We start from the raw sequence: 18,208 nt of genomic DNA, 5'->3' as shown, positions 1-18,208 counted from the left end.
TTGTTTACGTGTTTTTAAAGTTCGCCATTGTTGAGTCGGATCACCCAGTCTTTCACCTGTACCTTGTAGCAGGCGTAGCCTACGATGGGCACCTCGGGATCGGGGATTTCCGGGTCCGGATCGGGTGTCGGGTCCGGATCAGGCTCCGGATCGGGATCGGGATCGGGGTCCGGATCGGGGCAGTCCGGGCAAATGATAGGCGTGAGGAAGAATACGATGGAGTACTCGTCCTGCCGGTCCAGGTATTCCTGCGCCGGTATGTCGTGCCCCTCCATCTGGGTGAGCAGGAGGTATTGGTTGAGGTTGACGTTCAGCACGTCGTTCTTCCAATCCTTGTGGCGCACGATGAGGCGGTAGTTCTCGCCGGCCATGAGCCGCATGGTGTTCAGCTCGGCCACGGCCACGTACTGGTTGGCGGGCTTCCCGTTGATCTGGTCGTCCGCGGATCCGGCGGCGATGTCGACGCTCTCCGTATGGTAGGGCAGGTAGGAGATCGTGTCGTCGTCGAGCAGGGTATTGTCATAGTCCATGTATCCGTTGTCGGCCACGATCCGGAAGGAGAAGTCCTTCACGTCCATGCTGTATCCCTCGGTATCTTGCAAGACGACGCGCAGCTTGTTGGTGTTCTTCGCCAACGATATCTCTTTCTCCTCGTGGCGGTCGCCGGTGATGACCAGCGTGTCGAGCGCGTGCCAGAGGGGTGTCAGTTCATTGGGTTGGGTAGCGTCGGCCTCCCGTAGCGTCTTGACGCGAATCTCCTCGATGGTGGAGGATTCGGGGGTGAGCTCGGGCCATTGGTAGGAGCTCTCGTCCAGTCCGGCCCAAGTGAGCACTTGGTAAGTACCGGGCTCGAGGTCCATCGCGATGCTGTTCGCTTTCAACTCCGCTCCCTCGATATCTTGCCGCCGGATAAAATTACCCTTGTTGTCGCAGATAAACAATGCGGCTTTATCCACCTCGCGTTGGAAGGCGTCGGCAAATTTCATGTTGTAATCGTACACGAGGCGCAGCCGGTACTCGCAAGGGGCGATGGAGTCATCGTGGATATAGTCGCACGCGGCGAGTCCCGTCAGCGTCAGCGCGCCGATCGATTTGATTAATAAATTGGAGAATCTGTTCATATCTGTTTAAACGTTGTTTGTTTACTGCCAAAGATAATTTAATGTCCACCGGGGGGCCGCCCTGCCGTCAATCGCTGATGGGAAGGACGACAATCCCAACCGTGCTATAGGGTCATGTATGTAGGAAGCGGGGATTTCCCCGGTGGCATATATAGGTTCCTCCCTTCCGGCGGAGGGCCGGAGGGGAGGAATAGGATTACAGGCTGACGCCACTGTTGGAGCGAACCACCCAGTCTTTCACGTTAAGAATGACAGTCAGTTGCGCGTCTCCGCTCTCGTCCGGGTCTGTCGGATCCGGGACATCCACCTCGGAAAGGCCTAATCCTTTGATCTCGGAAACAGAGATATCATAGATATTGTTACGAACGATGTCAAACTCCATCACGCCCATCACATGCTGATCGTCATTATTCTCATGACGGATCCAGTACGGATAGTAGCAAACGCCATTGGTATAGACTTTCACGAGCTTATTGATCTCGACCATGTCATTGCCTCCATTTTCATCCATGAAGTCCTCGAATGATTTAACGCCTGTTACTGTATTCATCTTTTTATCACCGTCCGTCTCTGCCTCTACGGCTGTTTTCAAGGCCTTCAAATAACCGAACGGATCCGCTGCCGAGGCTAATGTCTTAGAGTTTTTGAAGTCGGAGACTGTCATATTTCCCAATCCTGCTGTCGTGAAACCGTCGAAGAAGATATATCCCGGGTGCTGTTTGCCATCTCCTATCTCCTCCGCATAGATACGAGCCAAGGTGTATGCGAATACCGATTTGTAATCCTTGAAAATATCGTCGTTATAGGTATAGAATGTTTGAGCGGTTTGCTTAGCTATATCTGTCTCTTTGCTGACATTAGTTGCTTCCACGCTACCATCGGTTTCATCTACTACCATCCACTGTTTTGGATAATAAGTGGCTTGGAACAAGGCACCGGTAGAGTAACCGTTCAAGGACGCGGCCTTGGAAGTGGTATTCTCGCGTGTGTATAGATAAGTCAGGTCATCCGCCTCTCTTCCACTCAGCGGAATGATATTTTTTGTCTGTTCATTCTGCCACCCGCTCCAGATCGCACCGATGGTCTGGTATGTTTGGCCACTCGCCACGCAATATGCATAGTCGTAACTTAGTGCCTTAGGCGTGAAACCGGTTTCCGTCGCGGAGTTGATAGCGGCAAGGTTTGTTACGTTCTCTGCTGTCTTCGCACGAGTCCAAGGATCGATCACGAAGCGCACAGGTAATAATTTATTGGCGTTTACCTCCTCATCGCCTAGATACTCGTCTTTTGTGGCATCAGAGAAATCGCTCAAGTCGCCAGTTGTCGGATCGAACTGGTTGTTCTCCTCTGTCACGCGTTTCAGCAAATAAGATCCGCTACTCAATTGGTTGAAGATAGCTACATTATTCAGGACAACCCTGTCCGTTGTCGCGCCTGTTGGGTTATAAACAAAAGTTGAGTTATTGTTATATTCATTGACTCTTACTTTAGCGGCCAAGCGTTCTACGAATACCTCAACCTCCGGAACATTGTCGGAGCTACGATCGGGGAAGGTGACGGTAGATTCATGATTTTGGTTGTCTTCCAAGGTATGGGAAGACATGATAAAACCACTTTCGGTTTGAAGATCGTTAATCAAGTAGTTGGCCAGCTGGTTACCTGTACTGATTTGATTTGTTCCCGTACCTATCGCCGGCAATTTGTCAGAACCACCCATGTTCGTGATAGCGATTACACCGTATTTTTTTCCGGCGAAACTGGCGGCTTTGTCGCTCATGGTTACCTCGATCGTGGCTTGCCAGCCATGGTTGGTCTCAGTAAGGTCGGTTCCTCCGGTTGTCGGATGGGTTGCGTCCGGATTTTCCTCGGATCCCGTGGCCGCGGTATATCCTTTCGCTACAAGGGTACTCGTGCTCTTGAAGTCGAAATCAGTCGTACTCCCACTATTTTCAAATAAATAGATTGTCAAGTCCTTGATATCACTTTCATCGATATCTCCCTTTTCGAAACCATCGCCATCCTCGCCATTACCGGCTTTCGTAGTGATACCGGCATTGATCTGTACGGCTACGAGTGCGCTTTCACCTAACGCCTCGCCATTCCCGTTGTTACCGTTCGGCCCGCTCTCCAGATCGTCCGAACAAGACACCGCCGCGCAAGCGAAGGCGAGTGCCCATAATGTACTTTTCAGTTTCATGTTGTTTAATTGTTAGATAGTTAGATTGTTTAATTAAAGTTAGTATGTTTGTATGTAATAGTCTTCCGAGGTCCGCGGCAGATCTCGGAAGACATCCGCGGCGGGTCAATCCTCCACCTGCTCCAGGTTGGCCCGGGCCTGCTCGCCCACCCGCGCGTCGTTCGTCTGCGTGCGGAAGATGGTGGCCGCCCGGTCGGTGTCGCCCTCCAGCCAAGCGGCTACGCCCTCGGCCAGCCTACGCTCCGGTCCCTCTTGCGCCTTCGCCAGGTAGCGGTGCGCCGCGGCGGTGTCGCCGTTCAGCAGGGCGGAGTTGGCGGCGTTGAGGTTCGACACGGGGTCGTCCGGATACATGCGCACGGCAATCTCGAACACCTCCTTGAACTCGGCGCTTCCCGTCTCGTAGGTCTGCGCCACGCGGAACATCTCGTCGAGGCTCAGCTGTTTCGGGTCGTTGTAAATCAACTCCTTCGCCTCCTCCACGCTGATCGGACGGATGGTGTAGCTCACCTTATAGTCCGAGTGGCGCAAGGCGGGGTAGATCTCCTTTACGAGGTAGCGGTAAGGCTCGCCCCCGTCGACGCCCCTCAGCTTCTCCTCGCGACGGTCCGGGTCGTCGATGGAAGCGTCCCGGATCACGTCAAGCAGGGCCTCCCGGGCGGGCATCGAGGAGCGTTCCACGCGGGCCTCCAGCCCTTGCCAGTCCTCCGCCTCGTAGCTCGCCTCGGTGTCCGCGCCGTCCAGGCCGTACCGCTCTCTCACGTAGGCCAGCAAGGCTTCGGAGCGGCCCTTGGCCAGACGTTCGTTATTGGCGTATGAGCCTTCGGGAGAGGCATATCCTTTTATGCTGACACCGGTGATGGTGGCGTATTTATCGCCGCGCACGGACTCGATGGTCTCTTGGATCGCCGCCAGCTCGCGCGAGTTCTGGCGGTAGTCCGGGCGGATCTCCGTGCGGTTCACGGGGAAGTCGAGGAACGCGCTACCCTCCTTCGCCCGGTTCTTCACCTCCACCGGCGGCGCCACGTAGGCCATGAGCGGCCGAGGGGTCCGGTTCAGGTGGATCGGGAAGAGCGCGCTCCGGTCGTTCTTGAGGGCCTCCCATCCGCAACCGCACTCGTCGATCGCCAAGGCCATCTCGGAACCGTCCATCCAGCGGGCGTAAGGCACGCGGGCGTGGTAGTCGAAGCGTTGCTCGGTACCGTTCTTGCGGCGCACAGCGAACTCCCCGTCGGTGGCGATGTCGCGCCCCGTGCGCTCGTATAAGATCTGGCGGTTACGCCCGTTCACGATCAGCGCGGGCAGTCTCCTCAGGCTGTCGCCCCGCTGGATGACCGGCGTGTAGGTGACGGACCGGTTGGAGCGGACCACCAGGTCGCTCAGGTTGAGGGTGAGGTCTACTAGCAGGTAGTCACCGGACCGTTCGATGAGTTTTTTCTCTACGCGCAACGTGTTCTCCTGCGCGTACGCGTTCGCCGCCGCCAAGGATCCGGCCAGCAGCAGAGCTATGGGTAAGAATCGTCTTTTCATCAGTTCGCGTGTTTTAGAATAAGTAGATCAAGCTGACGGCCGCCTGCGTAGGGCCGAAGTAGTGCTTCTTGTTGTCTTCCGACTTGTTGCCGCAATTCTTGCAAGGGAACTTGTCGTAATTGAGGTAGAGGTATCCTACGCCGAGCGTGGCCTCCAAGTTCCAGTGCTCGTGCAGGAGCCATTGGTATCCGTAGCTGACGCCTACGCCTGTTCCCCAGCCTTGGCGACGCTCGTTCTCGAGGTCGAGAACCTTCAGGTCGGCGAAGTTATAGGCGATAAAGGGTACGTGAAGCCCCAGGAAATGCCCTTGGAATGACTCGCAGAACCAATAGCGCAACTCGGGGTGCGCCCGGAAGTGTTTCATCGTACGGTCGTAAGATCCGTCGTCGTTCTTCCCGTCGAAGGGGTTGAGTCCCGCCTCCAGGTCCAGCGTCCAGTGCCGTGCCAGCCGGAACTCGGCGCCGAGGTTGAAGGTACCGCCCACTCCCCAGTACGGGAGATTGGTCTTGATGGCCGCCACGGCGCCCTTGTCATCGCCCGGCGAAGTCTGCGCTTGCGAGAGGAACGCTGCGCAGAGAAATACCATTAACGTGAAAAGCCTTTTCATTTTCATTGTATTCATTGAATTAAGTAAATAATCATCTTATGAACGGGTCGTAGTTCTTACCGGATACAGAAGTTGGGTCGGTTTTTTCCTAACGGCCAGTCACTCTCTCTATTTTCAGGAAAAGCCTTCGCGTTTCCATTGGTTCTTCCAGTCTCTCATCCATCACTAAGGGCTTGATATATGGTTCTTCCTGTATAGTGATAACGATCCTTATTTACGAAATAAGGTTTACGGCAGATAGATCTATCGCCGAACGGTTTCGTTATTGGAGCGAAAAAACGGTAAACGACCGTGGTTTTCTTATACATCCTCGTGTACGGAGTTCTTTTGACTGGCAAAAGGCGTGAGAAGAGCTTGTTAATAAAACGTAAAGGCACGATGGTAAGGACAGCCTTTGCCCTCCTTTTGGTAAAAGCGCCTAAAAGGCTTATATCAAGGAAAAAAACGTGAATATTCCTTATGCAGAACTTCTCTTTTCGGGAGAAAAAGGTTGTTTGCTAAAAAAGATTAGAAAAAAGCTTGTTTTTCTAATATATAAAACCGTACTTTGTCGTGTTGTTCTATAACAGAGTTGCCTTGTCGCTTCTTGTTGAATCGCAAACAACTCATTATAGGGCTGTTAATCCGGTTTTGACTTATTTCGTAAATAAGTCTCGTATCCCTTCCTCAGCAGATTATTCAAGAATCTCGTTATTTGTTTATTCGCCTTGTTCAGTTCCGACTGGTCGAGCGAGCTGAGATAGCATCGGGTGGTCTTCTCGGACGAATGCCCCATCGCTTGGCTAATCACGGCAACCGGGACGTGGTGCGCCAAGGCCTCCGAGGCCCATGTGTGACGCATGACGTAAGAGGTGAGCTTGATCTTCAGCCCCAGCCGCTCGCCGATTTCCCTCAAGGCCCGGTTCTGCCGGCTCAATAACCGTTTGTATTCTTGATTATTGGTGTGATCCGGAGATGTCAGCCCCAAGTCGAAGATGAAAGGCGTGTCATTCCTGTATTTCCGGATCAGGGCCTTCATGCCGGAGGTGATTTCGATCCGGATCTGCGTGCCTGTCTTGCGGCGGTTGTACACGATCTCGCCGCCTCGGATATTTTCCTTTCTCAAGTTCACGATGTCCACGAAAGGCATGCCGAAGGCCATAAAACTGAAAATCGACAGGTCAGCGGCCCGCTCAAGGTCCGGTCGCTCCCGTAAGTCCTGTGCCGCTATCTCCCGGATGGCTTCGGAGGGGATGGCCCGTTTGGCGGTCTCTTCCCTTTTCAAGCGTAAGCGTGCGAAAGGGTTCTCCCGTACGGTCACCAGCCCTTCGGACAAGGCGGCGTTGTAGATCGCCCTCAGGCTACTCATATAACTATTGACCGAGTTGGTCTTTAACCCCAGTTTCTGCAAGAAACAGTGGAAATCGGCGATCTGTGTCGCCGTCACATTTTTGATACGGCAAACGCTCTTCCCCAAGAAACGCTCGAAATGTCGTCCCGCCACCTCATATAGTTCCGCGGTACTCAGCTTTCCCTGCTCCCTCTTGCTATGAGCACGTATCTTGACGTACTCGATGAATAAAAGAGCCGTGCTTTTGTTCTTTTGTTTGGATTGTCCCATAGCTTCTCTCCTTAATTAATTACATGAAAACATACTGACCCTATGTCGTGTTTTAAAGACATTCATGGTTTTCCAAAGAGAAACTAAAATATGAAAAAAACTTGGTTTGTACTACTCTCGGGTACAAACCAAGTTCTTACGAAGATATGTATGTTTATTAAGACGATATCAGCCTCGTACCTGTTTTGCGTCTAGGCGTTCTACCACCTTGCCATAAATAATCAAGGCAAAAGCCGAGACTAAAGCGATCGCTCCGAAATAATACCAGATATAATGGGCATTTGCGCTAGCCGTCAGCCATTCCTCATGAGAGGCGAAGAGGGTAGGTTCCGGACAGTATTTACTCAAAAGGAATCCGGATAATCCAAACCCAAAGATAGAGGATAAGAAGGAATGCAAATGGCTGAATCCAAGATAAAGACCTTCCTCTCCCTTGGGAGCTTGCAAAGAGAAATACTCGAGGAAGCGAGGCGATATGAATGTCTCGGCCAAGCCTTGGAACACGATGCCTACCACCATCATGAAGGCAACAGGGTGCATGCCGAGTATATTCGTATTTCCGTCTAGCATATTCCCGGATGCCATGCAAAGAGCGGATATCGGCATGATGAACATACCGACCGTCATGGAAGTAAGCGCTGTCCGCTTCCGCATCATCTGCGTTACTAGATTGACTGTCAGAACTACGACTAAAGGGTTTACGTTGGCGTACCAAGAAGGAGAGGCCCCCTCACCGGCCAAACGAAGCACATATTTAGGCATCGTGGCATACAGCTGGTGTTGCACCATCCAGAATCCGGTGATAATGATGATTAAGGTAATCAGCCGGCCATTACTGCAAACTTTGATCAAGGCGTTCCAAATCTGCCCGAACGTCTTGCCCTCGCCCGAGTGCTGGGCGCTTTTGTAGAAGAACCAGATGGCTAGCAAGGCAAGGAACGTCATGCTCGCCGAGAAATAGTTCAAGGTAATCAACCCCTCGTTACCCAACGCCTCGCGAAGCGGCTTCACGATGGTCTTTCCGGAGAAAGCCCCGATATTTACCATCGCGTAGAAGATAGAGAAACCCTTTGCCCGGGTTTCCGGCGTAGTTTCTTTAGCGACCGTACCGGAGATAACGCTCTTGATAAAAGCCCCGCCGCATACGATCAAGGCCATGATAGGGATAATGCCGTACTGAAGATTGCTCTCCAGCAATCCCGTAAAGGTAGTCGTCGTGCTGTATTCAACAAGTCCGGCGGATTGAAGCCAAGTAGGGTAAACTGCCAGTCCTAGATAACCACAAGTTAACAAAGTGAAAGCCAGTAGCATCGAGTTGCGGAAACCGATCTTATCGGCCAATGCTCCGGCGAACGTGGGCAGCAAATACAAACAGGCGGAAAAGATACCGGCGATGCTGGCAGCCTGAATGTCGTTAAAGCCTAAGATGCGGCTAAGATAAAGGGTGATAACGATAAATACGCCATAATAAGCGGCTCGCTCGAACAACTCGACGGTGTTCGCCACCCAGAACGCTTTACTGAACTTGATTTTCTCTTGTTTCTTAGTTGTCATGATATTTTTATTTAGTAAGATAGATTAGATGGATAAGTAAAAGAGGAGGCGCAGGTGAGAAAATGAAGAGCTGCGCCTCCTCGTCTTTGTTTTATCGTATAGTAATTACGAATTAGGGCTTTACGGTATACGGTTGGTGGATCGCCTTATCGAAAGCTTTCCAATGCTCATCCGTCATGTTGCCCGGCGTAAACAACGCCACGCCAGCCGCTCCGTTTTCCATGGAGCCTCTTACGGCCTCCTCGATCTCGGACGGGATCAGTCCGTGGCCTTCCGGGTCCTTGATATTCGCCTTGTTCTGCCAATCCTCGCAGATGAACAGACCGCTATAAACCGGCTTCTTGCCTTGCACGGAGGCTACTTCCTCTTTCACGATCGGAGCCAGCCAAGAAGCGTCCTCCAGATAGAAATCGTTATAATTCATCGGGAAGAAAGCGTCGATATTCCATTTATTCCATTCTTGACGAACCATCCATTTAGCGTGAGAGTCCGGCCCCGGGAATACGGCGGCGCTCACTTTCTTGCCTTTGCCGTGAACCTCGTCGGCGATGCGGTTTACCAATTTCGTGATCAAGTCGCAACGGAACCGCGCCCATTCCTCGCATTTGGAAGGATCCTCTACGGATTTGATGTCGATACCGGTAGCGGCCTTGAAATCGGCCACGCATTTGTCACAGTAACAATAGTCCGCCGTAGGATATTCCTCGTCCATCACCAATCCGTATTTTTCCCAAAGTCCGCGGGCTAAGATGACATCCACGTAACGGATATAATCCAGATGGATATAATCCACCTCCGGGATATCGGCTACCTTGCCATATAGATTCAGCAAGAACTCCGCCGTACCTTCTTGGTTCGGGCACAGGCATTTGTAATAAGGCACATACGCCTGTACGGAATAGGCCGACTCGCCTTTCCGGTTCACGGCGTAGAGGGTGGAGTCCAATCCATGTTGCAACATGGCGGGAATCCATGCGTGATATTCCATGCCAATGGCATGGGCCGCTTTGGCGGCACGCTGAATTTTCTCCGTGTCATGGCCGGCGTTGTAGCACATCCCGTCTACTCCGTGGGCATGCCATTTACTAAAGTCCGCCTGTAAGGTTTGCTCGGTGGTATTCCCACCTTCGCCTTGCCATGCGTAGACCTTGACTGTTTTCTCGGGAGCCTTGACGCAAGCCGTCAGAGTGACGGCCGCCAAGGCGATAAAGAGCTTCTTCATATCTCGCAAGCGCATAAAGTCGGTATTAAGTTACGGTCGCCATAAGCGTTATCTACACGGGCTACGTTAATCCAAAACTTGCTGTCGTGCAACCATTCCAGCGGGAAGGCGGCCTTCGTGCGGGGATACGCGTGTTTCCACTCGTCGGCGGTCACCTCGTATTCCGGATGCGGGGCGTTCTTCAAGACGTTGTCCTCCTTGGATGCCTTGCCTTCCTCCACCTCCTTGATCTCGCTCCAGATACATTCCATTACCTCTACGAAACGATCCAGCTCGGCCTTGCTCTCGCTCTCGGTCGGCTCTACCATCAAGGTGCCGTGTACCGGGAAAGATAGGGTAGGAGCGTGGTAGCCGAAGTCCATCAAACGCTTGGCGATATCGCCCTCGTCGATGCCCGAACGCTCTTTTACCGTGCGGCATTCCAAGATCAACTCATGACCTACACGGCCTGTCGCTCCGGTATAAACGATACCGTACGTATCCTTAAACTTAGCGGCCAAGTAATTGGCGTTCAAGATGGCCGTCTTCGTCACTGTCTCAAGACCTTCCGTACCCAGCAAGCGGATGTAAGCGTACGTGATCGGCAGGATACCGGCGCTACCATAAGGAGCCGCGGATACCGTATTCAAGTCGCTGCCCCAAAGCACCGGATGCTGCGGCAAGAACGGAACCAGATGCTCGGCCACGCAGATCGGGCCTACGCCGGGACCACCACCTCCGTGAGGAGAAGAGAAGGTCTTATGCAGGTTCAAGTGACATACATCGGCGCCGATCGTACCCGGATTTGTCAATCCAACCTGCGCGTTCATGTTGGCGCCATCCATATAAAGCTGTCCACCGCAAGCGTGAACGATCTCGCACATCTCCTTGATGTCCACCTCGAAGATACCATGCGTAGACGGATAGGTAATCATGCTGGCAGCCAGACGCTCCTTGTTCTCCTCGGCTTTCGCGCGGAAATCTTCCAGATCGATATTACCATTCTCGTCGCATTTAACGGTTACGGTCTTATACCCGCATTGGATAGCACTGGCCGGGTTGGTTCCGTGGGCGGAAGCCGGAAGCAAAACGATATCACGATGGCCTTGGCCGATGCTTTCCTGATAAGCACGGATCACACGAAGACCCGTGTACTCGCCAGCGGCGCCGGAGTTCGGTTGCAACGTACAGCCCTTGAAGCCCGTGATCGTGCATAAGTAAGAAGACAGGTTCTCGATCAGCTCCGTATAGCCTTCCACTTGCTCCTCCGGAGCGTATGGGTGGATATTCATGAATTCCGCACGGCTAAGCGGCAACATCGTAGAAGCCGGGTTTAGCTTCATCGTGCAAGACCCCAGTGAGATCATGGATTGAGCCAAGGAAACATCCTTTCGTCCCAAACGGGTGATGTAACGCATCAACTCGGTCTCCGTATGATATTTCTTGAATACGTCTTGCTGCAAGAAATCGGAGGTACGGGCGAATTTAGCGTCGAAATAAGTCTGGGCGGGGATAGACTCGTCCAGCATATAGTCTTTACCTGCGGCGCCGGCGAAGATGTATAGTAATACGCCTATGTCCGTAGGCAATGTCGTCTCGTCTATGCTGACGCCCACTTGTCCGGCCTCGAAGTAACGCAAGTTCACCTTGCACTCCAAGGCGATCTCACGCAGCGCGTTCACCGACACGTGTGAAGGAAGCTGTATCTTCAAGGTATCGAAATAATCCTTGTTTAATTGCGTATATCCCAGTTTCTCCAACTCCTTGGCCAAGAATCCGGCCGTGGAATGAATCCGTCCGGCGATGTTACGCAACCCCTCCGCTCCATGATATACGGCGTAGAAGCCGGCCATGGTAGCCAACAACGCCTGAGCCGTACAGATATTGGACGTAGCCTTCTCACGTTTGATATGTTGCTCGCGGGTCTGCAAGGCCAAGCGATAAGCCGGATGGCCGTAAGCGTCCTTGGAGATACCGATGATACGTCCCGGGATCGTACGTTTATAATCGTCCTTCGTAGCGAAGAAAGCGGCGGAAGGACCCCCGTAGAACATCGGGATACCGAAGCGCTGGCTGCTACCGAATACAACATCCGCTCCCCATTCTCCCGGAGGAGTCAACAATACCAAGCTCATCAAGTCGGCGGCTACGCCTACCTTGGCTCCGGCGGCGCCCGCACGGGCTACGAATTCCTTATAGTCCTCGATCGAACCATCCGCGTTCGGGAACTGTACGATGGCGGCGAACACATCCGGTGTGAACTCGAATTTCTTATAATCGCCCACTACCACCCGGATGCCCTGCGGGACCATGCGGGTGTGGATGACGGCCAGCGTAGAGGCGAACACATTCTCGTCGATGAATACCGTATTCGCTTCCGCTTTCACCTGCGCACGGCTACGTGAACCATGGAACATGGTAACCGCCTCGGCTGCCGCTGTCGCCTCGTCGAGTAGCGAGCAGTTTGTCAAAGGTAATCCTGTCAATTCACTGATAACAGTCTGGAAGTTCAGCAACGCCTCCAAGCGTCCTTGGGATACTTCCGCCTGATACGGAGTATAGGAGGTGTACCAAACTGGGTTCTCGAATACGTTACGTTGGATCGGGGCCGGGCAAACCGTGTCGTACCAACCCATACCGATATAAGAGGTGAATACCTCGTTCTTGGAGGCCAGCTCGGCGATATGCTCGGCGAACTCACGTTCCGTCATGGCCTCCGGGAGGTTCAACGGCTCTTTCAAACGGATGTTGGCCGGAATGGTCTGATCGATCAACTCGTCCAAAGACTTCACGCCAATCGTCTCCAACATAGCGGGAATATCTTCCGCTGAGATGCCCACGTGGCGGTTTACAAACTTATTTGTGTCCATAATTCTAGTATTTTATAAATAAGGATTATTTAATTTCTCATCAATGATTCGTGTCTCGGGGCCATGGCCGGGGTATACCACGGTCTCGTCCGGCAACGACAGTAATTTGTCCTTGATAGCGGCAAGCAGTACATCTTGGTTGCCTCCCCATAGATCAGTACGGCCGATGCTTCCGGCGAACAAGGAGTCTCCTACGATCACGAAACCGTTCTTCTTGTTATAGAAAGCCACGCCTCCGGGCGAATGACCGGGAACGCTCAATACCGCCAGCTCGGATTTCCCGAACTTTATGATTTCCCCGTTTACCAGATATTTCCCTACCGGGATGCTTTTCGCCTTCATCGGCAGGCCGAATGCCTTGGCTTGCTCCTCGGGAGAGGGAAGGCCCTCCACGTCCGCTTTATGGGCTTCCGGGCTCAATCCGTAGGTGTCATGGATGAATTCGTTACCGAATATATGATCCAGATGGAGGTGCGTACAAAGGTAACGTTTCAGCGTCAGCCCGTTCTGGGCGATAAAGTCGCTTACTTCTTTTTGTTCCTCTTTGCGCAGGCAGCCGCAATCGATAAGGACCGCCTCCTTGGTATCATCGTATAGCAAGTAAGTATTCTCGGAGAAATAGTTTACTTCGAAAGATTTTATCGTAATCATAAGGGTACGTACACTACTTTTTTAGTTTCAAAAAACTCTTCTTTAAAATGGTCTTTCAGATCCATGCTTATCGCTCGGTTCCGGAAAGGCAATATCTCGTGCGCCAGCTCTCCACCTTTCAGGCAAATCAATCCGTTGGGCAACGCGTTGATCTGTTCTTTCTTTATATTCTTGCGGACGATCTTTACCAGATCCGCCAGAGGCATCACGGCACGGCTTACCACGAAATCGAAAAGCTGCTTTTCCTCCTCGCCCCGGCAATGGCGGAAGGATACGTTCTCCAGCCCGATCGCCTCGGCCACGGCTTGTCCCACCTTGATTTTTTTCCCGATGCTGTCTACCAGATGGAAATGGGTCTCCGGGAATAAGATCGCCAAGGGGATGCCGGGAAAACCGCCTCCCGTACCCAGATCCATCACCGAGGAACCCGGCTTGAAACGCAACATATGGGTGATACCCAGCGAGTGAAGCACGTGATGCGGATATAGGTTCTCGATATCCTTCCGGGAGATCACGTTGATCTTGGCGTTCCAATCCGTATATAGGTCATATAGGGCGGCGTATTGCTCTTTTTGCCGGTCGGTGAGATCGGGGAAATAAGATGTGAGAATTGAGAATTGAGAATTGAAAATTGAAAATTTCTCTGTATTTTGTTCCATAGGACATCTGTTTATAGGTTTATCTATCATTAATTTTCAATTCTCAATTTTCAATTAACTGACTTATCGGGCTGTCATCCCGCAGCAAATAGCGGATTTCCTTGTAAGGGAGATGGACGTTCGTGACGCCTACCACGTATGCCGCTATCTCATATTCGTTGAAAGAATAGGTGATACCCGTCTCGTCTACGAGGAAGTTCCCGTTCGGGAAGATCTCGTCCACGCTAAAGAAACCGATATTTTCCAGTTCCTTGGCGTCGGATACGTTGTTTTGCTTGGCGATCTGATCTACCAATATTCGCGCCAGATTGTCTTGATAGTTGTCCACGAATATCTCCTCCTCGGTGATCGGCTTACCGGTCTTGAGGTTCACTACATGGTTATTGTAGGAATGCGCGCCATGCGCTCCGCCCGTATAGTTCTCGAAGCTTACCGTATAGCTGATGATATCGTCTTGGTTGAAGGCGATATCATCCGATGACATCTCATAGTAAGAGAACCAAGAGCCCACCGGTGTCTCGTCGGATTTCGCCACCTCAGCCTTGTAATCCTCTTCCAGATCCTTATAAGCGGCCAGATAGTCATCGGTATATTTCCGTACCGCCTCCTCGGGGGATAATTGCTCATAATTCTCGCCGAAATAAGAGGAGACGAACTGTCTCTGTAGATTCTTAAGAACCTCTTTATCCGAATATTTCCGGGGATAAACGAACTTGATCTCTAGATTGCAATTGGGATTATCCGGATTATCTAACAAATGGTAAGTCTTTTCCACGCTGATAGAATCAAACGTGATACTGTTTTCGGAAGCCTTCTTCGTTCCGGTATCGCAACCCGTGGCTAAGATACCTATCAAAAGAAGCGCCAGCATGCTTTCGCGTAAATGCGTTCTCATCGGACTACAGATTTAATTTATTTGTACGCGAATGTACGTTATTAAATTGTATAATCAAATTGCACGATGAAGTTTAATAAGAGGACAATCTTTCCTCGGTGGTTTTCGGGTTGAGTTGTCTATTTGTCCGATACTTTCCGGGTGTTCTCTTGCGTGAGAAGGATAGTTCCCATTTTATATCACCTAGGGGCGTACCTAGCCTTATGAGAATATAAATGTTATTTTCAAGCTTTCATCTGGATGAAAGCAAACTGTATAGGTTATCATATTTAGAAAATAAGAGCTTTCTGCCACTATAGACATCACATCCATAGGCTTTAGATCAAAAACAGTCTTTCCTAAATAATCTGTATATAAAACAGAATCTGGCTTAATGACTGTATTATGCCTTTTATACTTTAATATTCCATTTCCTTCATAAGATGCAAGGCCACCAAACGCTGTCGTTATATTAATGTTATAATACAAATACACTTTTGCGCCTGCATCAGGTTTTCTTGAGCTTGTACTTTCTTGGTCATAATAAACCTCTATTTCGGCTTGAGGATCTTCTGGTTTTTCCCCTTCATCGATAATGTCATTTTCACTACAACCAATAAAAATGACCATGAAAAATATAAATAAAGAAGTTCTCATGTTTCTGAATCAGTTTTAATTAGTTAACAACTAAAATAGGATTGCCCTAAATGTACAATTAGTTTTTATCATACCATTATAGTTTGAAGGAAATTATGGGTAATGATGATAAAATTTAACTATAGCCTATTGGCACAAGTCTACCATCAATAGGATGTGAACGCATTAAAAAGGTTAAACAATAGTGAGCTACCTATATTCTCACGAACGAGATAGCTCTTTTCTTTATTTAACTAAATAACCAAACTTTTCCTCCGAAAAGCCATGTTGTTAAATTCGATTAATTATAGGCCAAATGTATAATTATTGGAAAAATAGAGTTTTTATGGGCAGACACAAAAAAAAGCGTGAAGCTGCCGTTATATTGTTATGTGTCTTTTAGGTATCCCCATACCCTTTCAGCCATAACAAACGACAGCTCACGCCTATATTATATTTGAGATAATACAACAGCGTGAGCATGAAGTTTGTTATTCTGGCTGAGTTAAATGGGGAATTTTAAAAGACACAGAATAACACTCGATGCTCTAATACATAATATGTCGCCATGCTTTTCAGCTAACGCTATAGCCACATGACGATGCAAATATAACTATATATTTTGTAAATCAATGTTTTTATTGGCGAATTATTAACAGATATGCAAGTGCATATTACTCGTTCTTATGCTTTCTCTTTAGCTATCAGCCCATCGAAATACCTCCGCAGCAACCATGCCATGGCCTGCTGTCGCACCATCGTCAGCCGATAGTCCTCGCTGATGGGCAGGTGACCCGGTGGTCTCCAATGGGCGAAGAGGCCCATGGCGTGGCGTTTCTCCTCGGGGGTATCGTGTATCAATCCCCGCTCTTGCAAGGACTGATTGAAATGGGGCGGGTAAAGAGAATTTCTTACCCGGCTCGGATAGTCTTCTTATTTCTCAATGATTAACGATGAATTGCTCTTTTTGCAAGATCGAATTCGAATTATGAATCGTAACAAAGTACATTCCATTCGCCAGAGAAGATATATCTATGGAATTGTATCTATTTAGTAATCCAGACTTACATTTTGTTCCATTAATAGAGTATATTTCATAAGAGTCTTGCGACTTACTTAATAGATTGTTAGTTTCTTGATTCTCTAAATTGATATTTAGTATAGATGAATTGTCATTCATGATGCTATAGGTGTTTTTTAGATATAGGCGGAATGTCTGCGTTAAAGTGGAGCCATCAGCTTTAGCTGTAATGACAATAGGCGATGTGCTACTTGAATTTGCTAACACAGAGGCTGTTGTAGATGATGAAGAATAAAAATTACCGGGATTTCCACTGCTGCAATTCCATTTGTACACTATATTCGTTGGGAATTTGATTGATATATTTACAGGTGAATTTAAGGGAATAGTCCAGTTGATAGTTTCCATACCGGAATAATTAAATGTCTCTCCACGTTCTACTGCAATCGTTCCGCTCGTAGTTCTTGCTCTCATCCCATTTAGGGCTAAAAAATGAGAGAGTAAATCCGAAGAATAGTGTTGTGGATCTTCATTTTTCTTATCATGAGTCCTTGCGTAATCATATGCTTCATGAGCTGTTGTAAAAGCGTCTTGGTTAACATCTCCTACCATATATCCAGAAGAAGCTTTCTTCGTGACAGCCTCCGTCCAATAGTAAACGAATTCATCGTAACGGCCGTCACTCATGGAAGAAGATGGCTGATCTTTAGTGGAAGCCGTTGATATGGAAACCTTTGGATTATTTTTAAAATAAGAGATAAAACCGCCACTGAAACATTGTCCCATTACGATATTGATCGCTTTGGCATTAATGGCATTCACCCAAGGAGCGAAAGTTGATGCATACAAATTCTCATCGTTCCATAATGTTAAACTAGAGTTCCCGGAAGAGTCATAATTTCCGTGATCTATTGTGAAAATAAAAAGATAGTCGTTGGAGGTAAGCCTCGACGCAAGATTGCTAAAAGTAGTCTTGATATTATTGCTTGTCGCCGCAAATTGTATATCGTTTGTTCCATTTCCGTCTAAATCTAACGGCGAAGAATCGCCAGTGCTTCTATCGATGTTGCTGCTCGTTCCATCTGACATTATAACGGTAATATGGGCAGAGTCATAATTATACGTATAAAGCAATGTCTGATAAATAGAAGAGCAATCGTTCCAATATCTCGGGTAATTGACAGAGGGATTTCCTCCTCCACTAATTATTACTGCATATTTGTTGCTATCATATGTTGCCTTTGTTTGAAGGAGCTGAGGCCTTGCCATAGGCTTGACAAAAACAGACTCATCAAATGTAACTACGCTAGACTTTATTTTATCCATATCAGCCAATGATGGTTTAGTAGGGTAGAAATTACTCTCTATTATATCTACTTCACCATTGTTACTTCCGATAAACATATAGTTACAAGAGTGTCCCCAATTGGATAAAGGATACTTATTTATGAAAAACATCCAAGAGCCATAATCCGGGGATTCTATACTTTTATCACCAATCTCAATGACTGTGTTGGCTGGTAATATCTGCTTGGATACAAATATTTCAGTGGAATCTAATGTAGTCGAATCAATGCCACTAATAACTATATTATAAGCTTCGAGTTTAGTTATGGATTTATTTGCGCTGTTTATGGCTCCTATAGATAGTAGAAGCACATAAATGATGATAAAATACATTTTTTTCATA

General features: G+C 49.2%; 13 protein-coding genes. All 13 read right to left on the bottom strand.

Features of this window, described 5'->3' with window-relative positions:
• Positions 1-14: 14 nt before the first annotated feature.
• The 13 genes from DW033_RS11665 to DW033_RS11600 all read right to left on the bottom strand — a co-directional run bounded on the left by DW033_RS11665 (position 15) and on the right by DW033_RS11600 (position 18,207).
• On the bottom strand, positions 15-1,121 hold the full coding sequence (locus DW033_RS11665; RefSeq protein WP_122382767.1) for a FimB/Mfa2 family fimbrial subunit: 1,107 nt from the start codon (positions 1,119-1,121) through the stop codon (positions 15-17).
• A gap of 196 nt (positions 1,122-1,317) precedes the next feature.
• On the bottom strand, positions 1,318-3,318 hold the full coding sequence (locus DW033_RS11660; RefSeq protein ID WP_048927744.1) for an Mfa1 family fimbria major subunit: 2,001 nt from the start codon (positions 3,316-3,318) through the stop codon (positions 1,318-1,320).
• A 105-nt stretch (positions 3,319-3,423) separates the two neighbouring features.
• Positions 3,424-4,845 (bottom strand): DUF3868 domain-containing protein, encoded by a 1,422-nt coding sequence (locus tag DW033_RS11655; RefSeq protein ID WP_053093251.1) that lies wholly within the window; start codon positions 4,843-4,845, stop codon positions 3,424-3,426.
• A gap of 13 nt (positions 4,846-4,858) precedes the next feature.
• A complete protein-coding gene (locus DW033_RS11650; protein ID WP_044545715.1) occupies positions 4,859-5,452 on the bottom strand; it encodes a DUF3575 domain-containing protein in 594 nt (197 codons plus the stop codon).
• A 619-nt stretch (positions 5,453-6,071) separates the two neighbouring features.
• Positions 6,072-7,052, bottom strand: coding sequence for a site-specific integrase (locus DW033_RS11645; RefSeq protein WP_048927745.1), 981 nt, complete (start codon positions 7,050-7,052; stop codon positions 6,072-6,074).
• A gap of 168 nt (positions 7,053-7,220) precedes the next feature.
• The gene (locus tag DW033_RS11640; protein WP_048927746.1) at positions 7,221-8,606 is read right to left on the bottom strand and encodes an MFS transporter; all 1,386 of its coding nucleotides are present in this window, start codon (positions 8,604-8,606) and stop codon (positions 7,221-7,223) included.
• Between the two features lie 112 nt (positions 8,607-8,718).
• A complete protein-coding gene (locus tag DW033_RS11635) occupies positions 8,719-9,828 on the bottom strand; it encodes a hypothetical protein (protein ID WP_048927854.1) in 1,110 nt (369 codons plus the stop codon).
• Positions 9,825-12,677: an aminomethyl-transferring glycine dehydrogenase gene (gcvP, locus tag DW033_RS11630; protein ID WP_048927747.1), complete on the bottom strand. Its 2,853-nt coding sequence runs from the start codon at positions 12,675-12,677 to the stop codon at positions 9,825-9,827. Before gcvP ends, DW033_RS11635 begins: the two co-directional genes overlap by 4 nt.
• 12 nt (positions 12,678-12,689) lie before the next feature.
• The gene (locus tag DW033_RS11625; protein WP_005865301.1) at positions 12,690-13,328 is read right to left on the bottom strand and encodes an MBL fold metallo-hydrolase; all 639 of its coding nucleotides are present in this window, start codon (positions 13,326-13,328) and stop codon (positions 12,690-12,692) included.
• Positions 13,325-14,017 (bottom strand): 16S rRNA (guanine(527)-N(7))-methyltransferase RsmG, encoded by a 693-nt coding sequence (gene rsmG, locus DW033_RS11620; RefSeq protein WP_172618157.1) that lies wholly within the window; start codon positions 14,015-14,017, stop codon positions 13,325-13,327. Before rsmG ends, DW033_RS11625 begins: the two co-directional genes overlap by 4 nt.
• A gap of 13 nt (positions 14,018-14,030) precedes the next feature.
• A complete protein-coding gene (locus DW033_RS11615) occupies positions 14,031-14,882 on the bottom strand; it encodes a DUF3298 and DUF4163 domain-containing protein (RefSeq protein ID WP_005855566.1) in 852 nt (283 codons plus the stop codon).
• Between the two features lie 201 nt (positions 14,883-15,083).
• Positions 15,084-15,518, bottom strand: coding sequence for a hypothetical protein (locus DW033_RS11610; RefSeq protein ID WP_048927749.1), 435 nt, complete (start codon positions 15,516-15,518; stop codon positions 15,084-15,086).
• A 919-nt stretch (positions 15,519-16,437) separates the two neighbouring features.
• Positions 16,438-18,207 (bottom strand): T9SS type A sorting domain-containing protein, encoded by a 1,770-nt coding sequence (locus tag DW033_RS11600; RefSeq protein WP_048927750.1) that lies wholly within the window; start codon positions 18,205-18,207, stop codon positions 16,438-16,440.
• Position 18,208: the final 1 nt, after the last annotated feature.

The sequence above is a fragment of the Parabacteroides sp. AF39-10AC genome (assembly GCF_003635405.1).
In the GTDB taxonomy this organism is placed as follows: domain Bacteria; phylum Bacteroidota; class Bacteroidia; order Bacteroidales; family Tannerellaceae; genus Parabacteroides; species Parabacteroides distasonis.
This window is presented reverse-complemented; position numbering and strand designations above follow the sequence as displayed.